Origin of the sequence: Flaviramulus basaltis, from assembly GCF_900114265.1 — a bacterium.
GTDB classification, from domain to species: domain Bacteria; phylum Bacteroidota; class Bacteroidia; order Flavobacteriales; family Flavobacteriaceae; genus Flaviramulus; species Flaviramulus basaltis.
The window spans coordinates 40,352-62,010 of record NZ_FPKV01000006.1; the positions used below are offsets into that span (position 1 = coordinate 40,352).

The window sequence follows — 21,659 nt, forward strand, 5'->3', positions numbered from 1 at the left end:
AAACAATAATCAACGATTAAAAACATGCGATTGTTTAAAATATTGCATCTATTTTTATAGTTTGAAATAAATTCACGATATTTATATCGTCTAAAAACATTTAGTTTAGATAAAGTGAATTTATTGTAGTAGTATTATTACAATAATCTAAAATAATTAACAACTAGCAATAGTTTTTTTTCATCCCAAATAGAAAAGAAGTACTAAATTTAGTTGACTATGGAAAAAACTACTTATTTAAAAAACCTACTTATTGTTTTTGTTTCACTATTTTCTTTTAGTGTTATAGGGCAAAATCTTGTTCCTTTTTCACCAAGATATGATGAGGCCATTAAGGGTGATATACTTTTAATTGGAAACAGTAATGTTGGATTACATGTCTCTGATCCTTATAACGGAACAGGAACTAATGACGGAATAAATGCAGCTGTTTATGTAGATATAGATGGAGATGCGTCAACATTTAATTCTAGTAGTGCAGACTTAGATGTGCCTAATGATGTAAGCTGTTATCAAATTGTTTACGCTGGTTTATATTGGAGTGCTGTAGTTGATGGAGACGAGCCAATTTCAGATATTAAGTTCAAAACTCCTGGTGGGACTTATACAGATATTACCGGTACAGAGGTTTACTTTCAAAACGCAGCAAATGATAATAATTCAAATACTTATGTTTATTATCATGATGTAACAGATATGCTTACGGCTTTACCAGATCCAGAAGGAACTTATGCAGTGGCAAATATATCCTCATTAATTGGACCTAGACCAAACTCGGAAGGACTATCTGCAGGTTGGTCGCTTTTTGTAGTTTATGAAGATCCGCTTTTACCTAGTAAGTATATTACATCTTTTGATGGTTTCACTAAAATAACTAGTACTATAAGTGAAACATTTCCTGTTTCTGGTTTTAAAACGATACCAACAGGACCAGTACGTGCTAAATTTGCTTTTAATACTATAGAAGGTGACCGTAGTTATACAGGAGATTATTTAAGACTTAACGGAAACACTATTGATGCTACTAATAATGCAGGTACAGTAATACGTTCAGGAAACAATTTCTTTAATAGTACATCTTCAATTATAGACCCTATTACTAATACACCAGAACTTTTTACAGCAAGAAACCCTAACGGCTCAAATACTTTAGGTTTTGATTCTGGTATTATAAATATACCTAACGCAGGAAATACTATTATTGCAAATAGTGCTACTAGTGCAACTATAAGTTTAGGTAGTACATTAGATATTTATTATTATTATTTTAGTGCTTTTGCTATTGAAATTATTGCACCAAATATTGTATTAACTAAAATTGTTGAAGATGAATTTGGAAATGATATTGGTGGACAAGTAGTAGATTTAGGGGACGAATTGTATTATATAATTGGTTTTCAAAACACAGGAAACGATGATGCCACTAATTTAACGATTAGAGATATTCTTCCAACAAACATAGTTTTTAATTACCCATCAGATATTGATGTTTTACCTGCTGGGGTTAGTGTTCAAAGTTACGATTCTACTACTAGAGAACTTATTTTTAGTGTAGACCCGTCTGTAGTTGAAGAAAATGATCCAGTTTCAGAAATTCGTTTTAAAGTAACAGTAGTATCAACGTGTAGTCTATTAAGTGATGCCTGTTCTAATAATATTGATAATCAAGCATACTCCACTTATCAAGGAACTATAAACCCAGACTTTACAATTTCAGATGATCCAAGTTTTGCAACTAATACAGGATGTTTATTATCACCAGGAGCAACAAACTTTCTGGCAGATTTAAACGATTGTACTTTTGAAGAAGAAGTGGTGTTGTGTGGAGAAAGCACAACATTAACAGCTGGGAATGGTTATGATGCATATTCATGGTCTACAAGTCAATCTGGTACACCAGTAATAGGAACAACACAATCTATTTCGGTTACAGAAACAGGAACATATTATGTTCATAATACTGCTGTAGCTCCATGTCAATCAATAGACCAAGTTTTTGAGGTAATCACTTTTGGTGCTAATGTAACAAACCCTTTAATTCCTTTTGCAGATGAAGTTGTTACTTGCCCTAATGATGGAAAATTATTACCAAATTTTTATTTATGTGGCACTACCGATTCAAGACTTATTGAAACTGCTATTACTGATACTACTTCAATAATATGGGAAAAGTTAGATGAAACAAGTTGTACAGCAGTTACCAATCAAGATTGTGCTAATGAAGATGATGCCTGTACTTGGAATCAAGTAGCAACTGGTCCAGACTTTACAATAGATAACGCTGGGCAATATAGATTAACATTAAATTACGAAGGTGGTTGTTTTAATCAGTTTTTCTTTAATGTTTATACTAACTTATTAACCCCAACGGTTACTTCAAGAGATATTTATTGTACTACTCCTGGAGAGATTGTAGTTGGAGGTGTACCTAGTGGTTACGAGTTTAGTATTGATGGTACAAACTATCAAAATAGTAATGTTTTTTCTGTTACAACAGCTGGTTTATATGATGTTTATATTAGACAAATAGGAGTTACTCCTAATCCGTGTATTTTCTCTGTGCCAGATGTTCAAATAAGAGATAGAGATTTTACAACTTCAACGATAGTTACTCAACCTTTATGTTATGGGGAATTAGGAAGTGTCGTATTGGCCGCAAATGATGTTCGTCCACAATATTTCTTTTCAATTTACGATGGTGTTACGCTTATAAATAGTGTGGGACCAATAGCCGAAAGTGACTATACTTTTGATAATTTAAGCCCAGGGACTTATACTGTAAATGTTTCAACAGAAGATGGTTGTGCTTATACAGGAGATATTGAAATTATAAATCCACCCTTATTAGAAGCTACAGCAGCACTTACAAAACCCTTAACATGTACCGACGGTGAAATTACAGTTTACCCAGTAGGAGGTACACCACCATATTCATATTTTGTTAATAGTACAACGGTTTTTCAAGGAACACCAATAATTAATGTGCCAACTGTAGGTGTATATAATATTACAGTTGTGGATTTTAATAACTGTTCGGTAGATGTATCAATAACAGTTGATGCTATTGCAGAACCAGATTTTACAATATCTCAAACCAATATTTTATGTGCCGATGAGATTAACTCTGGCGCAATAAATATAAACGTCACAAATACTAATGGAAATACCTTAGAGTATAGTATAGATAATGGAGTTACATTTTTTAATTCACCAGTATTTAATGGATTAACAGCTGGAGATTACGATGTTGTAGTTCAATATACTGTAGGAACAGATGTTTGTATAACTGCTCCACAAACTATTAGTATTACAACAACAACAGCAATTACAGGAACCGCAACATTAACATCTCCTTATACTTGTACGACTAATGGAGAGATAACTGTTTCTGGTGTTTCTGGAGGAACAGGGCCATATGAATATAGTTTAGATGGAACAACATTTCAAACAGGAACAACGTTTTCTGGTTTAACCGATGGAACTTATACAGTTACAATTAGAGACACAAATAGTTGTACTTTTTTAACAGCTTCTATAACTATAGATTCATTAAATCCACCAACAGATTTAGATTTTAGTAATTCGCCTATAAGTTGCCCAACAATTACATCTGATGTAACATTAACAACTACAGGAGGGTTAGCACCATTGGAATATAGAATTATATTACCAGCAGCATCAGCAACAGCTTTTCAAACATCAAATATTTTTTCTGGATTAACACCAGCAACTTATACTTTTGAGGTTAGAGATGCTAATGATTGTACATATGCTGAATCTTATACAATCCCGCCTTTACCACCAATTACATTAAGTACTGTTATAACTAAAGATTTAGATTGTACGGCATTACCAGATGGCATTATTACTGGAAATATTTCAAGTGGAGTTGCACCATTTACATATCAAGTGTCATTTAACGGAAGTGCTTATAGTAGTTCAACATCAGTTACTGGAAGTACATTTACACATACAGCAACAACAGATGGAACTTACCAGTTTTTAATAACTGATGCTAATGGATGTAATGTAGAATCTGGAGTACAAACTATTAATGTTATTTCTTTACCAGAAATTATTTCGGTTACTCAAACACAATCTATTCTTTGTAGTGGTGATAATAATGCTGCCATAAATATTACAATAAATAATACAGTTGGTACACCAGCTTTTGTTATCAATGTTTTTAATAATACAACAGGAACAGATTATGGAACTCAAACTTCTGGTTTAACTGCTGGAGATTATACCATTACTTTAACCGATTCTAAATCTTGTGCAGATACAGAAAATATTACAATTGCAGAACCAAGTCCAATAGTAGTTATTAATGATGCAAATCCAATAACTTGTCAAGATGATGGAACAGGAACTGGTACAAACATTACATTTGGTGCTGTGATTGTGCAAAGTGTAACTGGAGGAACAGCACCATATAACTATTATGTTACGGGAACCAATGGGTATTCTGCATCAGAGCTTAATGCGTCTGGAACTGTATCAACTACGTTTGATGTTGTAGATTTTGGATTATACCAAATTAATGTTGTTGATGCTAATGGGTGCTCTGTATTGATTCAAGATGTATTGGTTGCATCACCACCAAACGATTTAGATATTTCTATTAATTCTGTTGCAGACTGTACAACTGGAGGTGAAGCTGTTGTAGATATAGGAACAACTTTAGTTAGTTCAGGCCCTTTTTTCTTTGATATTTATAGAGGTTTTGTACCTGCGCCACCACCAGGAGGAACTTGGGTAGCTGAGGATAGTTCAGGAAGTCAATCTGCGACATTTACAGGTTTATTACCAGGTGTAACTTACACTTTTATAGTGTATGACATGTCTACAGGTTGTAGCTATTACGAAACTGCAACACTTCCAATTCCAACAAATTCAACTTTAACAGCAGATGCATTAACATCAAATAATATTACTTGTGTTGGAAGTGCGGATGGAAATGTCTCATTCACAGTAAATAGTATTTATGGTGCAGCTACTAATGTAAATTATGAAATATTTGATTCGCTATCATTAATTTCAACAGGAATTAGTAGTTCAGGAGTCGTACCAGCAGGCGGTTCATTATCTATAAGTAACTTAGGACCATTACCTTTTGGGAATTATTTTGCTTTAGTAACCGAAATCTCTGGACCAAATGCAGGATGTAGTGTGATTACAGTGCCATTTAATATTACAGAATCTGCTATTGATTTAAGCATTTCTGCTGCTGTAGATAAAAACGCAAATTGTAATCCAAATTCAGGAGTCATTACAGCTATTGCTAGCAATGGTACAGCACCATATTTATATCAAATAACAACATCAGCTACAGCTCCTTTAGCTACAGATCCTTTATGGGCTTCTGCAAATGTTTTTAATATGAATGCAGGGAGTTATTATGTTCATGTTATTGATGCTTATGGCTGTATAAAATCAACATCGGTTATAGTTTTAGATGCAGATTCAGAACCAGTAATTACAGCCACTGTAACCAATCAATGTACAGTAACGGAAGGTAATTTTGAAATAGATGTTAATTTAACAACATTAGGGATTTCACCTTATAGTTATAGTATTGACGGTGGTGCTTTTCAAACACGTACAGCACCTTTTACCATATCAAACTTAGCATCAGGAACTCATACTGTTGAGGTGCAAGATGCCAATGGTTGTGGTAATTTAGTATCGATTGATATTCTTTCTCCAATAGGATTATTGCCACAGGTAACAGCAAATCCAACTTGTAATGATGACGATGGAGAAATAACAATAACAGGTTCTGGAGGCTCGGGTACTTATAATTATTCAATAAGTCCAAATCCAGCATCAATAAGTTTAGGAGGAAATGTGTTTTCTGGTGTGCCATCAGGGACATATACAGTTACAATAACAGATACAGTGACTTTATGTACAGAAAATGTTGATATTTTTATTCAATCTGCAACACTTCCAACGGTGACTTTAACATCACCTAAAGCTGTAACTTGTTTTGGAGATAATGATGGTACTTTTGAACTTAATGTGAGTGGGTACTCAGGAGCTTATACTTATGAAGTGTTAGATAGTTCTTTTACTTCTATTTTTGGAGTCGTTTCAGCAAATACATCAACAAATCCTTTATTAATAACAGGTCTTTTAGCAGACAGTTATACAGTTGTTATTAATGAGACAGCTAGTCCTTTTTGTTCTGCAACATCAGGAGTTGTTATTATTTCATCACCAGTATCAACATTAACGGTAGTCGCTACAGAAACATCTAATGTAACATGTGATGATAATTCAGGAACTATTACTGCTATTGCCGATGGTGGTTGGGGTACTTATGAATACGAATTAACAGGAGCTGCAACCGTAGCTTATTCTTCAAATGGAACATTTACTAATTTATCGGCTGGAGTTTATACGGTTAATGTAAGAGATTCTGGTGGCTGTATTGCTTCAGATAATGTTATATTATCTATCCCAAATCCAATAAGTGCAACAGTTACTGCAAGTACAACATTATTATCTTGTTTTGGAGATACAAATGCTTCAATAACGACTAGTGTTGTAACTGGCGGACAAGGAAGTAATTATACTTATACACTTAATATGACGTCTCCAACAGTGAGTTCGTCTGGTCCACAAACATCACCTGTTTTTAACAATTTAGGATTTGGAACTTATAATGTTGTAATAAATGATGGTTATAATTGTTCATTTAATTCACCAAATATTATTATTTCACAGCCTACTGAAATACAAGCTAGTCTAGTTAAAGAAACATCACAAACATGTTTAACAAGTTCAACACTAACACTAAATGCTTCTGGAGGAACTGGAACTTATGAGTATAGTGATACTGATACTTTTACAACTATATTAGGTTCGTTTACAACATCAACAACATTTTCTGTGGCAGTAGGAACTTATCAATACTATGTAAGAGATGCTAATGGTTGTATAGCATTTGTCTCAAATGAAATAACAATCGATCCATTACCAACATTAGAAGTTATTTTGGATGTAACTAATGCTACAATTAATTGTGCAGGAGATAATACAGGTGTTATAATAGCAACCGCTCAAGGAGGTTTAGGCAATTATGTTTATACATTAGAAGATACAGCAGGTAATACTATTACACCAGTAACTCAAGATAGTCCAGGAGTATTTACAAATCTTCCTGTTGGAACTTATCAAGTAAGGGTTGATAGTGGTGACTGTTTAACAATAAGTGCTCAAATTCCTATTACAGAACCTTCTGCTCCATTAATAGCTAGTTTTGTTGTATCTAATGTTACTTGCCCAGGCATTGATGATGGAGTATTAGAAATTACCGCTTCTGGCGGAACAGGAATTATAAAATATGCTATTTCACCAAGATTGGATCAGTTTTTTGAAATTTCATTATTTGAAAATCTTTCTCCAGGAAATTATCAAGGAATTGCTCAAGATGAATTAGGTTGTTTCGTTCTTTTTGATTTTATCATAGAAGCCCCAATTCCTGTAGCAGTTACTATTGTCTCAAATTCAATTATTCCCGAAGCTTGTAGTGGTGATTTAGATGGTGAATTCAGTATTGAAATTTCTGGGGGTGAAATGCCATATAGTGTAAGTTTAGACGATATAAATGGGACTTATACTGTAGGTACCTCAATCCAAACTCAATTCGATTTTATTAATTTAGAAGGAGGAGATCATATTGTTTACGTACTTGATAATGTAGGTTGTCCAACAGAGTGGAATATTGCATTCCCAACATCTGTACTTATTGATGCCGTACTTGATATAGAGTATTGTACTAACACTATAGATGCAACAAGTAATAGGGTTACTGTAACTGTAGATGATACAACTGTTAACCTTTCTGATTTAGATTACTCTTTAGATGGAGGAGTTTATCAATCTAGTAATATATTTATTGATCTTATTGCAGGAAATCATTATATTACCATAAGACATACAAATACATGTGAAGTAGTTATAGATTTTGAAATTGAGCAATTTGATGCTTTAGCATTAACTTTAGAAGATGGAGAAATAAATGAAATTGTTACCGCTACAAGTGGAGGTTCTGGAAATTATGAATACACACTTAATGGCGTGTCTTACGGAAGTACAAATACATTTATTATTTATGAATCTGGCGATTATACCGTAACAGTAACAGATAGTAACGGTTGTATAGCTACTGCTACAAGATATTATGAATATATAGATGTGTGCATACCTAATTATTTTACACCAATTAGTGAAGGCTGGGGGCCAGGTTGTGCATCTCAATATAAAGATTTAACATTTGATATCTTTGATAGATATGGTCGTAAAATAGCTACTTTAGGAGTTGGTGAAAAATGGGATGGAAAATACCATGGTGCAGAGCTTCCGTCTGGAGATTATTGGTATGTTGTAAGATTGAATGATGTTAATGATAATCGTGAATTTGTGGGACACTTTACACTTTATAGATAATGATAAAGATTGTTTACCTCGTTAAAGGAATTATTTAAATGCGAAAAATAATTATATATGTATTATTTTTAGTTCTTGCTAAAAGTTATGGGCAAGAGCTAAATTTGCCTGTCTTTACCCAATATTTGGCTGATAATAATTTTGTAATATCTCCAACCTATGCAGGAATTGGAGATAATTTAAAATTAAGAGCTAATGGTTTAACACAATGGGTAGGTATAAAAGATGCACCAGACAATCAGTCTGTTTATGCAGATTTTAGAATTTCAGATCGCACAGGAATAGGCATGTCTTTTTATAACGATAGCAATGGGAACACTATTCAAACAGGAGCTAAATTCTCTTTTGCACATCATCTTATTTTAGATTATTATACTAAACAGTATTTATCATTTGGTATATCCTATAACATTAATAATATTAGATTTGATATTAATAATTTTACTAACGGTAATAATCAACCTCCAGTTTCTAACCCAAATATTACAGATGATAGAAAAAATTCAAACAATAATTTTGATGTAGGTGTATTATATAGAAATAGAGGGTTTTATTTAAGTTTTAATGCTAATAATGTTTTAGAAAAAAAATTAGATGAAGTGATTGTTCAAAACGAACCACAACTTCTCTTAAATTATCAAATATATTCAGGTTTTACTTTTAGAGGACCTAAAAATAGTGGGTTGGAATTTGAGCCATCAGTGTATTATCAAATGTTTACAAGTGACAAACGCTCAAGTACCGATTTAAATTTTAAGTTCCGTAAGTTTAATAGAAATGAAGATTATTATTGGGCAGGAGTATCATACCGTTTTCTTAACGATCAACTTTTAAAACCTTTAAATCTTGGTCCAATGGCAGGATTCAAAAAATCAATTTTTTATTTTGGATATGCATACCAAGTAACCATTAATGATTTATCTGGGTTTAACTCAGGAACTCATGTTATTACTATTGGTATAGACTTTTTACAAGGCATTAGTAATTGTCCATGTACTCAGAGTCCTGTACATTAAATTTTGCTAAATTTTTTATTTAGAAATTAGAAATTAAGTTTTATTTATTTAATAGCAGTTAGTTTTCAACAATTTCAACCTCGAATAATTTATCCCATCGTTTACCAGTTACAAAAATAGTTTTGGTAAGTGGATTGTAAGCAATACCATTTAAAACATCTAAACCTTCGTGTTGAGTCACTAGTTTTTTAAGAGGAGAAAAGTCTATTACACCAATTACAGCGCCATTTATAGGGTTTATTATAGCTACACCATCTTTTTGATAGCGGTTTGCATATATTTTTCCGTCAATCCACTCCATTTCATTAATACCAACAATTTTACCTTTATTAGTATATACTTGAATAAAGGCTTCTTCAACTAAAGTCTCCGGATTTAAAAGCCATATTTTTTCAGTGCCATCGCTTTTATAAATAGTGTTTTTATTATTACATAATCCCCAGCCTTCTTTACTATTGCCATATTTAAAACTGCTTAGTTTTTCAAAAGTATTTACATCATAAACAAAACCTGTACCTTTTTGCCAAGTAAGTTGGTATACTTTATTGTTTAAAATGGTAAGACCTTCTCCAAAATATTCGTCAGCTAAATCAATGTTTTTAATTACTTCTCCAGTTTTATAATTTACTTTTCTAAGCTTAGATTCTTTATACTGTCCTGTGCTTTCGTAAAGTGTATAGTTAAAAAATTCAATACCTTGAGTGTAAGATGTGATGTCGTGCGGATACTCATTAATAATTTTATAATTATAAACTTGAGGTAAATCACTATTTAAAATAGTTATAACGGAGGTTGCAACTTGTTTTTCATTATTAAAATACACTGTAGCTTCAATTGTTTGTTTTCCTAATTTAAAGTTTTTTAACTCTGAGTTTTCATCAATCTTTTTTCCATTTAAAGTATAAGAAACTGAATCTATAGTTTGCCCTTTTTTATTATTTAAAGACAATTTTAAGGTTTCATTATTAGAAATATTACCTTTTTCAGTATTGGTTTTAATAGCAAAATCACTTTTTTTACTTCCAGAATTTGATCCACAAGAAATTAGTATTCCACTTAAAAATATGATTGTTAGATATTTGAATGTTTTCATTTCGAATTATAAATTTATAGCAAGATATTTATTTAAAATCAGTTTAAAAAATCATTGTGAAAATTTTAAAAGTTTGTATCTTTGCACCCGGCAAGTCCTACACAACCAGCTCCTGTTGAATCCTCCAGGTCGGGAACGAAGCAAAGGTAAATGGTCGTAGCGGTGTGATGTAGGTAGCTTGCCTTTTTTTATGCCTTTTAGTTTGGTAAATCTTTTTATCTTTAAACTCACAAAATTTCAATAAATGTCTAAAGTTGTTTTAATAACAGGTGGTTCTTCTGGTATAGGAAAATCTATTGGTGAGTTTTTAAATGAAAAAGGTTTTATAGTTTATGGTACTAGCAGAAATCCTGATAATTATAAAAATAGTAAGTTTCCAATTTTAGCTTTAGATGTTAAAAAAGTTGAAACTATTAATGAGACAATTTCTGAAATTATAAAAAAAGAAAACAGATTAGATGTAGTCATTAATAATGCAGGTGCAGGTATTACAGGACCTATAGAAGAAATTCCTGAATCTGAAATTAAAAACAATTTTGATACAAACTTTTTTGGACCAATAAATGTAATTAAAGCGGCATTACCACAGATGCGAAAACAGGAATCTGGGTTAATCATAAACATAACATCTATAGCAGGTTATATGGGTTTACCTTATCGAGGTGTTTATAGTGCTAGTAAAGGTGCATTAGAGCTTTTAACCGAAGCTTTTAGAATGGAGTTAAAAGATTTCAATATAAAAATGACAAACGTTGCTCCTGGAGATTTTGCAACCAATATTGCTGCAGGTCGCTATCATGCGCCATTACTAGAAAATTCACCTTATAAAAAACCTTACGGCGATACTTTAGAGTTAATGAATGCGCATGTGGATAATGGTAGTAATCCTAATATGATGGCCGAAGCGGTTTATAAAATTATTAATAACCCTAATCCTAAAGTACATTACAAAGTAGGGGAGTTTATGCAGAAGTTTTCTATAGTATTAAAAAGAATTTTGCCAGATAAAGTTTATGAAAAGCTTTTAATGAAGCATTATAAGCTTTAATACGGTTTGTTTGGTATAGTACTTGATGCCATTGTTTTATAAATTAGACTTATGAAACGATATTCTATTTTTGCACTGTTTTTTTTATTTCTCCTCTTTATTAATTGCGAAAACGTAATTGATTGTATTATTAATGTAAGACCCGAACTTCACGATGTAAAGTTAAAAGTAGGTTACAGTGATAAGTATTATTTCGATAAAATCACTGCTGAAGTTAAAAATGAACCGAACGACAACAGTTATGATTATTATTTTGATGTTTATGGAGATGTTCCTAATGGAATAGAAATTATTTATGATTATAGGGATGTTATTTTAGAAGGTATTCCGACTGAAAAAGGAAGATTTACATTCACAGTTTATTTAGATGTAGACCCTTATGTAGATTACTATTATGATGACTACGGAGATGTGATTTACGATGATTCATTGTGTACAGACAGTACATCAAAAAACTACACGCTTGTTATCAAATAGATTTTTATCTATTAAGAAGCCCTAACAATTCTTCTTCAAAATGAATTGAAAAAATATTAGAGTTACTGTTAACAATCTTTTTGTTTTTATCAATAATAATTGTTTTAGTCATTGGGTAAATGGCTAAGCTTTCAGTAGCTTCTTTTGGACTTTTAAACAAATACTCATTTTTAGGACTAAACCCGTGATTAAGCAACAATTTTTCCGATTTATCTAAACCATAATCATCAATATTTATAGTCACGAAATTAATCTCAGGGTATTTTATTTGTAATTCTTTTATTTTCTTATGGCTGTCGTTAAAATGATCATAATAAGTATGAGACCAAAAACTTATAACTGTAGAGTTGTTTATTATAGAGTTAATTTCAACAGTGTTATTATTATAATCTACAATATTTATTTCTGGTAGTTTAGATCCTTTTTTAAGGCTATTTAAAGATTTTGTTAAGTTAGATAACATTGTCTTGCTTTTATCATTTTTGCTCTTACTTAAATAAGATTTTAAAACAGCATTATTGCCATTTTCATCTTGACTTTTAGTTAAATAATTAATAGTAAAATGATAAAGTAAATTTTCTTTAATATTTGGGTCTGTTACAAGACTGTCAATTAATTTAAGTCTGTCTAAATTATAACATAAATTATTTCTATTAAAAACTTTATTATCAGAATGCAAATCATGCTCTTTTAATGATAAGTTACTAAAGTTGTTTCTTAAAAAAATATTGTAATTATGGTAATTGCTAAAAAAAGTATCGTTGTAATTAATGTCTTTTCTGTAACTATAAAAATCATTAGGCAGCGACTTTAAAAGAGCAGCTTTATCTTTACCATAATGTATAAAAGGATAAACTTCTTTACTTGAGTAATAGCTATAATCTATATTTGATTTCGCAATTTTTTCAAATAATGGTGTGGTTTCATATTTCTTCTTAAAATTTTTAAAAGCATTAACTTTTAGGTCTTTTAATGAGTCTATATGTATTTGGTAAGTAATGGGATTTAATTGGCAAAGTTTAACAATGTGTTTTTCTTCTTTTTCATTTTCTAAAAAATCATTAATTAAATAATTATTTTTTTTGTCACCGTCACCAGTAAAAACAAGTGATTCATCAAAATCTAAAGTATTTAATCTTAAAAACACGCTATCTTTTGGCTCAAGTAATATTATTTGATATTCTCCACCATGTCTAAAGGTATAAATACCTTCATTTAAATGATTAATTTTATATAAGAATCTATTTCTGCCATCAAGCTTTACAGTATCTATAACAGCTTCATCTTTAGAAAGAACAATAAAATTAGTATTAGGATTTATAATTTCACCACCTAAGTAGGCGTAATTATTGTCAACTTCTTGCGTGTCTTTTTTGCAGCCCAAAAAAGTAATAACAATAATTATAATTGAAAGATACAGCTTCATAAGTCCCTCGTGAGAGTAATTTTAATTCAATAGAGTTAGTTTGTAGACAAAAATATAGTTTGTATTTATAAAGTCTTGTTAATGCGCTGTTAAATATTAGCCAATAAAAATGCTATTATAATGTATAAATACTTAAAAAGAGAGAAACTATGTTTCGTCTTACCAATTGATTTTTCTACTTTTGCAAAAAAAATAAAGCAAATTTATGTTATCAGTATCTAACCTTTCGGTGCAATTTGGAAAACGTATTCTTTTTGATGAAGTAAATACAACTTTTAATAATGGCAATTGCTACGGTATTATTGGTGCTAATGGTTCTGGGAAATCTACATTTTTAAAAATTATTTCTGGAAAAACAGAGCCAACATCTGGTCAAGTTCATTTAGAGTCTGGTAAACGTATGTCTGTTTTGGAGCAAGATCATAATTTATATGATGAGCATACTGTATTAGAAACAATTTTAATGGGTAATAAACCTTTATTTAAAATTAAAACTGAAATTGATGCGCTTTATGCAGATTACACTGATGAAAATGCAGATAAAATAGGGGAACTTCAAGTAAAATTTGAAGAAATGGATGGCTGGAATGCAGATAGTAATGCAGCATCTATGTTATCTAATTTAGGGATTAAAGAAGAGTTTCATTACACTTTAATGGCAGATTTAGATGGAAAGCAAAAAGTACGTGTGTTATTAGCACAAGCTTTATTTGGAAATCCTGATTTGCTAATTATGGATGAGCCTACCAATGATTTGGATTATGAAACGATTTCTTGGTTAGAAAACTTTTTAGCAAATTATGATAACTGTGTTATAGTGGTATCTCATGATAGACACTTTTTAGATTCTGTTTGTACTCATATTTCTGATATCGATTTTGGAAAGATTAATAATTATTCAGGTAATTATACCTTTTGGTATGAGTCTTCTCAATTAGCTGCTCGTCAACATGCACAACAAAACAAAAAAGCAGAAGAAAAGAAAAAGGAATTAGAAGAATTTATTCGTCGTTTTTCTGCCAACGTTGCTAAAAGCAAGCAAGCGACTAGTAGAAAAAAGATGATTGAAAAACTTAATATAGGTGATATTAGAAGAACTAGTCGTCGTTATCCAGCTATTATTTTTGAAAGAGAAAGAGAAGCGGGAGATCAAATATTAAATATTGAAAAATTAGAAGCATCAATTGAAGGTGAAATTTTATTTAAAAACATCGATTTAAATCTTGCAAAAGGAGATAAAGTAGTTGTGTTTTCAAGAGATTCAAGAGCAACAACTGCATTTTATCAAATTATAAATAATTACGAAAAAGCAGATGCCGGTAAATTTGATTGGGGTGTAACTACAACACAATCATACTTACCATTAGATAATAGTGAGTTTTTTAATAATGACTTAAGTTTAGTAGATTGGTTACGTCAATGGGCTACTACAGAAGAAGAACGCGAAGAAGTTCATATTCGTGGATTTTTAGGAAAGATGATTTTTAGTGGTGAAGAAGCCCTTAAAAAATCGAATGTATTATCTGGAGGCGAAAAAGTGCGTTGTATGCTAAGTAGGATGATGATGGTAAGAGCAAATGTTTTAATGCTAGACGAGCCTACAAACCACTTAGACTTAGAAAGTATTACTGCATTTAATAATTCGCTTAAAAACTTTAAAGGCACTATGTTGTTTACAACTCACGATCATGAGTTTGCACAAACTGTAGCCAATAGAGTAGTGGAGCTAACGCCAAATGGTGTTATAGACCGTTACACTACTTTTGATGAATATATGCAAGACAAGAAAATTAAGGAATTGCGTGATAAAATGTATGCAGTAACTGCTTAATTAGTTTTGCAGTTCTGATATAATGTTTTCAACAACCAAAACAGCTTTGTCAAGTTCGTCTTTATGAACAAAAACTTGTTGAAAAACAGCGTTTGAGGTTCCGAAAATAGGGATTAGACCAGAGTCTGTTTGATCTTTTAAAACAGGAATAATGTTTTCTTTTTCTAATTCAGAAACAATACGTTGTACCATTAGAAAATCACCGGTATATATTTTAATATAGTTTGAATCTTGCATAGTTTCTATAGTTTAGAATGGTCAAACTAAATATACGAACTTTTTATTTATTTACGAAGCTATATAATATCAAAAACTTCCTGTAAGACCTATTTTATTTCCAACAAAAGTAAAATTCCATGAAATCTGTTTTTCTTTTTTTGAATAATCGTAGGCATTAGTTTTGAATAGAAATTTATCAATAGAATCCACCACTACAATACTTAAAACAGTAGCGATACCTACATCTGTTAGCCAATGTGCACCAGCAAACAATCTAGATAATGGAGCAATAGAACCTAATGTATAAACACCTACTTTAGACCAAGTATTATCAAACTGTTTGGCAATGGAGTGTGCCATGGTTATTGATAAAACAGTATGACCAGATGGAAAAGAATGAAATGAAGGTTCATTAGACCAAAACCTAAACTCATTACTTTTATATACATTATTTGGGCGAGTTCTACCAAAAGCTGTTTTACTCAAACTTTGTAAAAGGCCAGTGGTAAAAGAAGAAGAAATAATTAGAACACTAGTTTTTCTTAGCTTTTCATTTTTAGTAAAAAGACCAACGCCATATAAAGTCGCATTTGTTATAAAATATACTTGTGGACTTCCAAAACGTGTGCCAATTTCTTGAATTAGTTCTGGCACATGAGGCTCATTTCGTATAAAAAACGCACTAGCTTCGTCATCAATGGTTGATAAAGCTAAAGAGCCTATAATTATAGAACTTAAGGTTGTGAAGTCTTTCTTTTTCCAAAAAAAAGGTCTTGAAAAAGAATAACCAACGCCTTTAATACCTTGTTTTAAATCGTAAAGAGCTAATTTTCCAATTGAAGTTGTATCACTAACCTTTTCTGTATTAAAAATATTTTGTTGGGCATTTAGCTTTAAGATAAAGAAAATGGCAACAATAAAAATAGAGATGTTTTTCAATATAAATATTATCTTAATTCTGCTCCAAGCTGATTTTCAAAACTTTGTTGCAATTTGCTCATAATTTTGTCAATCTGCTTATCAGTTAGAGTTTTGTTATCATCTTGTAATGTGAAACTAACCGCATAACTTTTTTTACCTTGAGGTAAATTTTTACCTTGATAAACATCAAACAAGTTTACGCTTTTAAGCAATTGCTTTTCGCTTTGTTTAGCAATCTTATAAATAGATTCAAAATTCACATTATCATCTAATAATAAGGCAAAGTCACGCTTTACTTCAGGGTATTTAGTAATTGATTTAAATGTGATTTTATTTCGTTTTACTAAATCTAAAATGTTATCCCAATTAAAATCGGCGTAAAGTACATCTTGAGAAATATCAAAATGTTTCAATACAGATTTTTTCACTAAACCAAAATCAACAAGTTTAATTTTTCCTAGACCTAAACTTATACCTTCACTAAATAAATCATTTTTTATAGGGGTTTCATTATATCTTGAAATACCTAAACGCTCTAAAATTGTGGCAATACTTCCTTTTAAAAAGAAAAAATCACTCTTTCTACCTAAAGATAGCCAACTTTCTTGTAGTTGATTTCCTGTAACAAATAACGATAAATGTTTGAATTCTTCGCGTTTATCATCATAACCATGATACGTTTTTCCAAATTCAAAAAGCTTTAAATCGGCACGTTTTCTATTAATGTTAAACGAAACAGCCTCTAAACCAGAAAACAATAAAGACTGTCTTAAAACAGACAAGTCATTACTTAAGGGGTTTAACATTGAAATATTATGTTCTTCCTTTAACTGCTCACTTAAACCAACATAATTTGGTGTTGTAAGAGAATTTGAAAGTATTTCGAAAAAACCTTGAGACGCTAATTGATTACCAATTATATTTTGAATTTTATAATCTTCAAATTTAGATGTACCAGAAATAGACGCATTAAGTTTTGTTGTTGTTGCAATATTATTGTAACCATAAACACGTAAAATTTCTTCAATAATATCTGCTTCACGCTCTACATCGTTTCGATATGCAGGCACAGTTAAACCTAAACCTGCTTCAGTAACATTATTAACCTTAATTTCTAAAGAGGTTAAAATACGTTTTATAGTTTCCTTAGGGATTTCTTCACCTATTAGTTTTTTTGCATTTTCAAAGCTTAAACGAACTTCAAAATCTTTAATTTTATTTGGATATAAATCAATAATATCGCTTGTTATTTCTCCGCCAGCAAGTTCTTGAATTAATAAAGCTGCACGTTTTAGAGCATATTCAGTAATATTTGGATCAATACCACGCTCAAACCTAAAAGAAGCATCAGTATTTAATGCATGTCTTTTTGCAGATTTACGAATACTTACGGGATTAAAATAAGCGCTTTCTAAGAAGATATTAGTTGTCGCATCAGAAACGCCAGAATTTATACCGCCAAAAACGCCAGCGATACACATAGGTTTTTCTTTATCACAAATCATTAAATCATCTTCGTGTAATTCTCGCTCAACACCATCTAAGGTTGTGAATTTAGTGCCTGCTTCTAATGTTTTAACTTCAATTTTATTGCCAGAAATTTTTGTAGCATCAAAAGCATGCAAAGGTTGACCTAATTCGTGTAAAACATAATTTGTAGCATCAACAATATTATTTATTGGGCTTAAACCAATAGCTTTTAAACGGTGTTGTAGCCAAACTGGAGATTCTTTTACTTTTACTCCAGAAATAGTGACACCGCAATAACGAGGTGCTAAGTCTTTGTTAATAACATCAACATCTATTTTAAGAGTTCTGTTATCTACATGAAATGGACTAACTGAGGGCGTAATTAGTTCTAAGTTAATCTCTTTTTGCACTAAACCAGCTTTTAAATCGCGTGCAACACCAAAGTGACTCATAGCGTCTGCTCTGTTTGGAGTTAATCCAATTTCAAAAACCTGATCATTTTCTATATCAAAAATATTAGCAGCAAGAGTACCAACTTTTATATCGTTGTCTAAAATTAAAATACCATCATGCGATTTTCCTAAACCTAACTCATCTTCGGCACAAATCATTCCATGGCTTTCTTCACCTCTAATCTTACCCTTTTTAATGGTCCAAGCTTCACCTTCTTCAGTATATAAAGTAGTTCCTATAGTAGCAACAGGTACTTTTTGTCCAGCAGCAACATTAGGTGCGCCACAAACAATTTGCACAGGAGATTCTGTGCCAATATTAACTGTAGTAATGTTTAATTTATCAGCATTTGGGTGTTTTGTACAAGTTAAAACTTCACCAACAACAACACCTTCTAATCCACCTTTTACAGATTGATATGCTTCAATACCTTCAACCTCAAGTCCTAAATCTGTTAGTAATTCGCTTGTTTGTTCTGGTGTCCAATCTGTTTTTAAAAATTGTTTTAACCAATTATATGAAATCTTCATAAATCATTTTCCTATTTAAGGGCGTAAAGATAAAATATTGCGGTTAGCATTCAAACAAAGCGTTCTAAATTGTCATTTAAAAAGAGTTTTTTTGTTAGTATCTTGCCGCAAATTCGATTAATATAATTTAAATGAATAGTATGAGGCCCCTTTTTTTATTAGCATGTATGTTTATAGTTTTTTCTTGTAAAGAAGAAAACAAGATTAACAAACTAGAAACTGGAAGGTTTAGAGCTGAATTAAAAGTAAACGACACTCTTAATTTACCTTTTAATTTTGAAGTGCTTTCAGAAAATAAACTCAATATTTATAATGCAGAAGAAGTCATAGATGTAGATGATATTTCTTATAAGAATGATTCCGTTTATATAAATATGCCAGTTTTTGAAGGCTTTATTGTTGCTAAATTAGAAGAAGGAAAACTTAAGGGGAGTTTTATAAAACCAAGTTTAAATAGAATAATGCCTTTCAAAGCTGAAAAAAACGATACTAGATTTGAAGTTTCTAAAAGAGTATCCAAACAAAATATGACAGGAAATTGGGAAGCTGTTTTTAGTCCAGATATTGAAGAAGATAAATATATAGCAAAAGGTGTTTTTAAACAAAACGGTAATATTGTTACTGGAACTTTTAGAACAACAACAGGAGATTACAGGTATTTAGAAGGTGTATTAAATGGTAATCAATTAAAACTCTCAACTTTTGATGGTGCTCACGCTTTTCTATTTACAGCTACGGTTACAGATAGCACTATGATTGGAAATTTTTATTCTGGAAATCATTTTAAAGAGCCTTTTGTTGCAAAACGTAATGATGTTTTTGAATTACCAGATGCTAATACATTAACGTTTTTAAAAGAAGGCTATGATAATGTTGCATTTTCTTTTCCAGATGAAAATGGTGATATTATTTCTTTAACTGATAATCGTTTTAAAGATAAAGTGGTTTTGTTACAAATTATGGGAACATGGTGCCCAAATTGTTTAGATGAAAGTAAGTATTATTCAGAATTTTATAAAAACAACAAAGACAAAGATTTTGAAATTATTGCATTAGCTTTTGAATATGTTAAAACTGAAGATGCTGCGTTTAAAAATATAAAACGTTTAAAAAAAGGAGCAGGAATTGATTATCCAGTTTTATTAGCACAATATGGTTCAAGCAGTAAAGTAAAGGCTAATGAAAAATTACCCATGTTAAATCACATTTTATCTTACCCAACAACCATTTTTATTGATAAAAAAGGGAAGGTTAGAAAAATACACACAGGCTTTAATGGACCAGCAACAGGTGAAAAATTTGTTGAGTTTAAAGCAGAATTCAAAGAATTTGTAAGTGAGTTATTTAGTGAATAATTTTTTGTTTTTGTTTTAAAAGCTTAATTACACTTTCTCTAGAAAAGTATTTGCACTTTTATATATAATATTCACAATTTACAATTCCCGACCTAGAAGCTTATTGGGAAAAGGAATAGGTTTTCTCAGATATATCTTTATCAAATAAGTATGTAATCTTTTATCTTTATTTTTTGTTTTTACTAACAGTGATATAAATTTGTAATTCTCCAGCATTAATTTACAGTTCCATAGTATAATTATAAAAAAGTTTGGCACTTTAGAATTTGTAATAAAGTTCCATTTTATATGGATTTCAGTAGTTTTTACGCTATTTTTAAAAATAAAGTTTTTTTTCTCAGATAACCAATAAAGATTAGAAAAACCTTTATAAAATGTTGTTGCATTCTGTACAAGAATTAACAAAACCTAAACGTGAATATTAATACGTTTTTATAAAATAACTTTATTAAAATCTTAACACAAACCAAAATATAACTTGTTAAATTCATAGTAATATTTAAATCTAGTATAACTAAAGTACAAAATATATGCAAAAACCAAATAATAGATTAGCAGGACAAACATGTATTGTAACGGGAGCAAGCTCAGGAATAGGAGAGGCTGTTGCTACTGCAATTGGGCTGGATGGTGCCAATGTGGTAGTAAATTATAATTCGCATCCTGAAATAGCAGAAGAAATAGCTCATAAAATTTCAATTAATAATCTTTGTGGTGATGCTATTGCGATACAATGTGATGTGAGTAAAGAAGATCAAGTGCAAGCCATGTTTAAACAAACCATTAACCATTTTGGTACAGTAGATATTTGTATACCCAATGCAGGATTGCAAAAGGATGCAACTTTACACGAAATGTCACTTGCCGATTGGCAATTGGTTATCGATGTAAATTTAACAGGACAGTTTTTATGTGCTAGAGAAGCTATTCGTGAATTTTTACGTCGAGGAATTCGTCCTGAAATATCAAAATCTATAGGAAAAATTATTCATATGAGTTCTGTGCATCAAATAATTCCTTGGGCAGGTCATGCTAATTATGCCGCATCAAAAGGTGCTATTGTAATGCTTATGGAAAGTATTTGTCAGGAATATGCTCCTCAAAAAGTACGTTGTAACAGCATTGCTCCAGGTGCCATTAAAACACCTATTAATAAACCTGCTTGGGAAACTCCAGAAGCCTTAACAGAATTAAATAAATTAATTCCATACAAAAGAATAGGTGTTCCAGAAGATATTGGGAGCGCAGCCGCATGGTTGGCTTCAGATGAATCTGAATATATTAATGGAACGACCATTTTTGTTGATGGAGGTATGACCTGCTATCCAGGGTTTACAACAAACGGTTAATAAGTAGGAATTCA

Annotated in this window: 12 protein-coding genes and 1 other RNA gene; 8 read left to right on the forward strand and 5 right to left on the reverse strand. The window is 31.0% G+C overall.

The window, feature by feature from the left end:
- Positions 1 to 219 precede the first annotated feature (219 nt).
- Positions 220 to 8,457, forward strand: coding sequence for a T9SS type B sorting domain-containing protein (locus BT151_RS17495; RefSeq protein ID WP_072403662.1), 8,238 nt, complete (start codon positions 220 to 222; stop codon positions 8,455 to 8,457).
- A gap of 38 nt (positions 8,458 to 8,495) precedes the next feature.
- On the forward strand, positions 8,496 to 9,473 hold the full coding sequence (locus tag BT151_RS17500) for a PorP/SprF family type IX secretion system membrane protein (RefSeq protein ID WP_072403663.1): 978 nt from the start codon (positions 8,496 to 8,498) through the stop codon (positions 9,471 to 9,473).
- Between the two features lie 58 nt (positions 9,474 to 9,531).
- Here the strand turns inward: BT151_RS17500 and BT151_RS17505 are convergent, their stop codons facing one another.
- Entirely contained in the window at positions 9,532 to 10,566 is a 1,035-nt protein-coding gene (locus tag BT151_RS17505; RefSeq protein WP_072403664.1) for a glutaminyl-peptide cyclotransferase, read from the reverse strand.
- An 88-nt stretch (positions 10,567 to 10,654) separates the two neighbouring features.
- Here BT151_RS17505 and ffs point away from each other — a divergent pair.
- From ffs to BT151_RS17520, 3 genes are all read left to right on the forward strand, one after another.
- An RNA gene (gene ffs / locus BT151_RS17510) (signal recognition particle sRNA small type) lies at positions 10,655 to 10,753 on the forward strand.
- A gap of 57 nt (positions 10,754 to 10,810) precedes the next feature.
- Positions 10,811 to 11,614 (forward strand): SDR family oxidoreductase, encoded by an 804-nt coding sequence (locus BT151_RS17515; RefSeq protein ID WP_072403665.1) that lies wholly within the window; start codon positions 10,811 to 10,813, stop codon positions 11,612 to 11,614.
- A gap of 51 nt (positions 11,615 to 11,665) precedes the next feature.
- Positions 11,666 to 12,091 carry a hypothetical protein gene (locus tag BT151_RS17520; protein WP_072403666.1) on the forward strand — a complete coding sequence of 142 codons (426 nt, stop codon included), beginning with the start codon at positions 11,666 to 11,668 and terminating at the stop codon, positions 12,089 to 12,091.
- Between the two features lie 4 nt (positions 12,092 to 12,095).
- Here the strand turns inward: BT151_RS17520 and BT151_RS17525 are convergent, their stop codons facing one another.
- Entirely contained in the window at positions 12,096 to 13,517 is a 1,422-nt protein-coding gene (locus tag BT151_RS17525; RefSeq protein ID WP_084648017.1) for a TlpA family protein disulfide reductase, read from the reverse strand.
- A gap of 205 nt (positions 13,518 to 13,722) precedes the next feature.
- On the opposite strand from BT151_RS17525, the gene BT151_RS17530 reads away from it, so the two are divergent.
- On the forward strand, positions 13,723 to 15,348 hold the full coding sequence (locus tag BT151_RS17530) for an ABC-F family ATP-binding cassette domain-containing protein (RefSeq protein WP_072403667.1): 1,626 nt from the start codon (positions 13,723 to 13,725) through the stop codon (positions 15,346 to 15,348).
- Here the strand turns inward: BT151_RS17530 and BT151_RS17535 are convergent, their stop codons facing one another.
- The 3 genes from BT151_RS17535 to pheT all read right to left on the reverse strand — a co-directional run bounded on the left by BT151_RS17535 (position 15,349) and on the right by pheT (position 18,941).
- A complete protein-coding gene (locus BT151_RS17535; protein WP_072403668.1) occupies positions 15,349 to 15,585 on the reverse strand; it encodes a putative signal transducing protein in 237 nt (78 codons plus the stop codon).
- A gap of 69 nt (positions 15,586 to 15,654) precedes the next feature.
- Positions 15,655 to 16,506 carry a phosphatase PAP2 family protein gene (locus BT151_RS17540; RefSeq protein ID WP_171946661.1) on the reverse strand — a complete coding sequence of 284 codons (852 nt, stop codon included), beginning with the start codon at positions 16,504 to 16,506 and terminating at the stop codon, positions 15,655 to 15,657.
- An 8-nt stretch (positions 16,507 to 16,514) separates the two neighbouring features.
- Positions 16,515 to 18,941: a phenylalanine--tRNA ligase subunit beta gene (pheT, locus tag BT151_RS17545; RefSeq protein ID WP_072403670.1), complete on the reverse strand. Its 2,427-nt coding sequence runs from the start codon at positions 18,939 to 18,941 to the stop codon at positions 16,515 to 16,517.
- A 140-nt stretch (positions 18,942 to 19,081) separates the two neighbouring features.
- Between pheT and BT151_RS17550 the strand changes: the two genes are divergently transcribed.
- Together BT151_RS17550 and BT151_RS17560 are read left to right on the forward strand one after the other, a co-directional pair.
- Positions 19,082 to 20,296: a peroxiredoxin family protein gene (locus BT151_RS17550; RefSeq protein WP_072403696.1), complete on the forward strand. Its 1,215-nt coding sequence runs from the start codon at positions 19,082 to 19,084 to the stop codon at positions 20,294 to 20,296.
- 530 nt (positions 20,297 to 20,826) lie between these two features.
- The gene (locus tag BT151_RS17560) at positions 20,827 to 21,645 is read left to right on the forward strand and encodes an SDR family oxidoreductase (protein WP_072403672.1); all 819 of its coding nucleotides are present in this window, start codon (positions 20,827 to 20,829) and stop codon (positions 21,643 to 21,645) included.
- Positions 21,646 to 21,659: the final 14 nt, after the last annotated feature.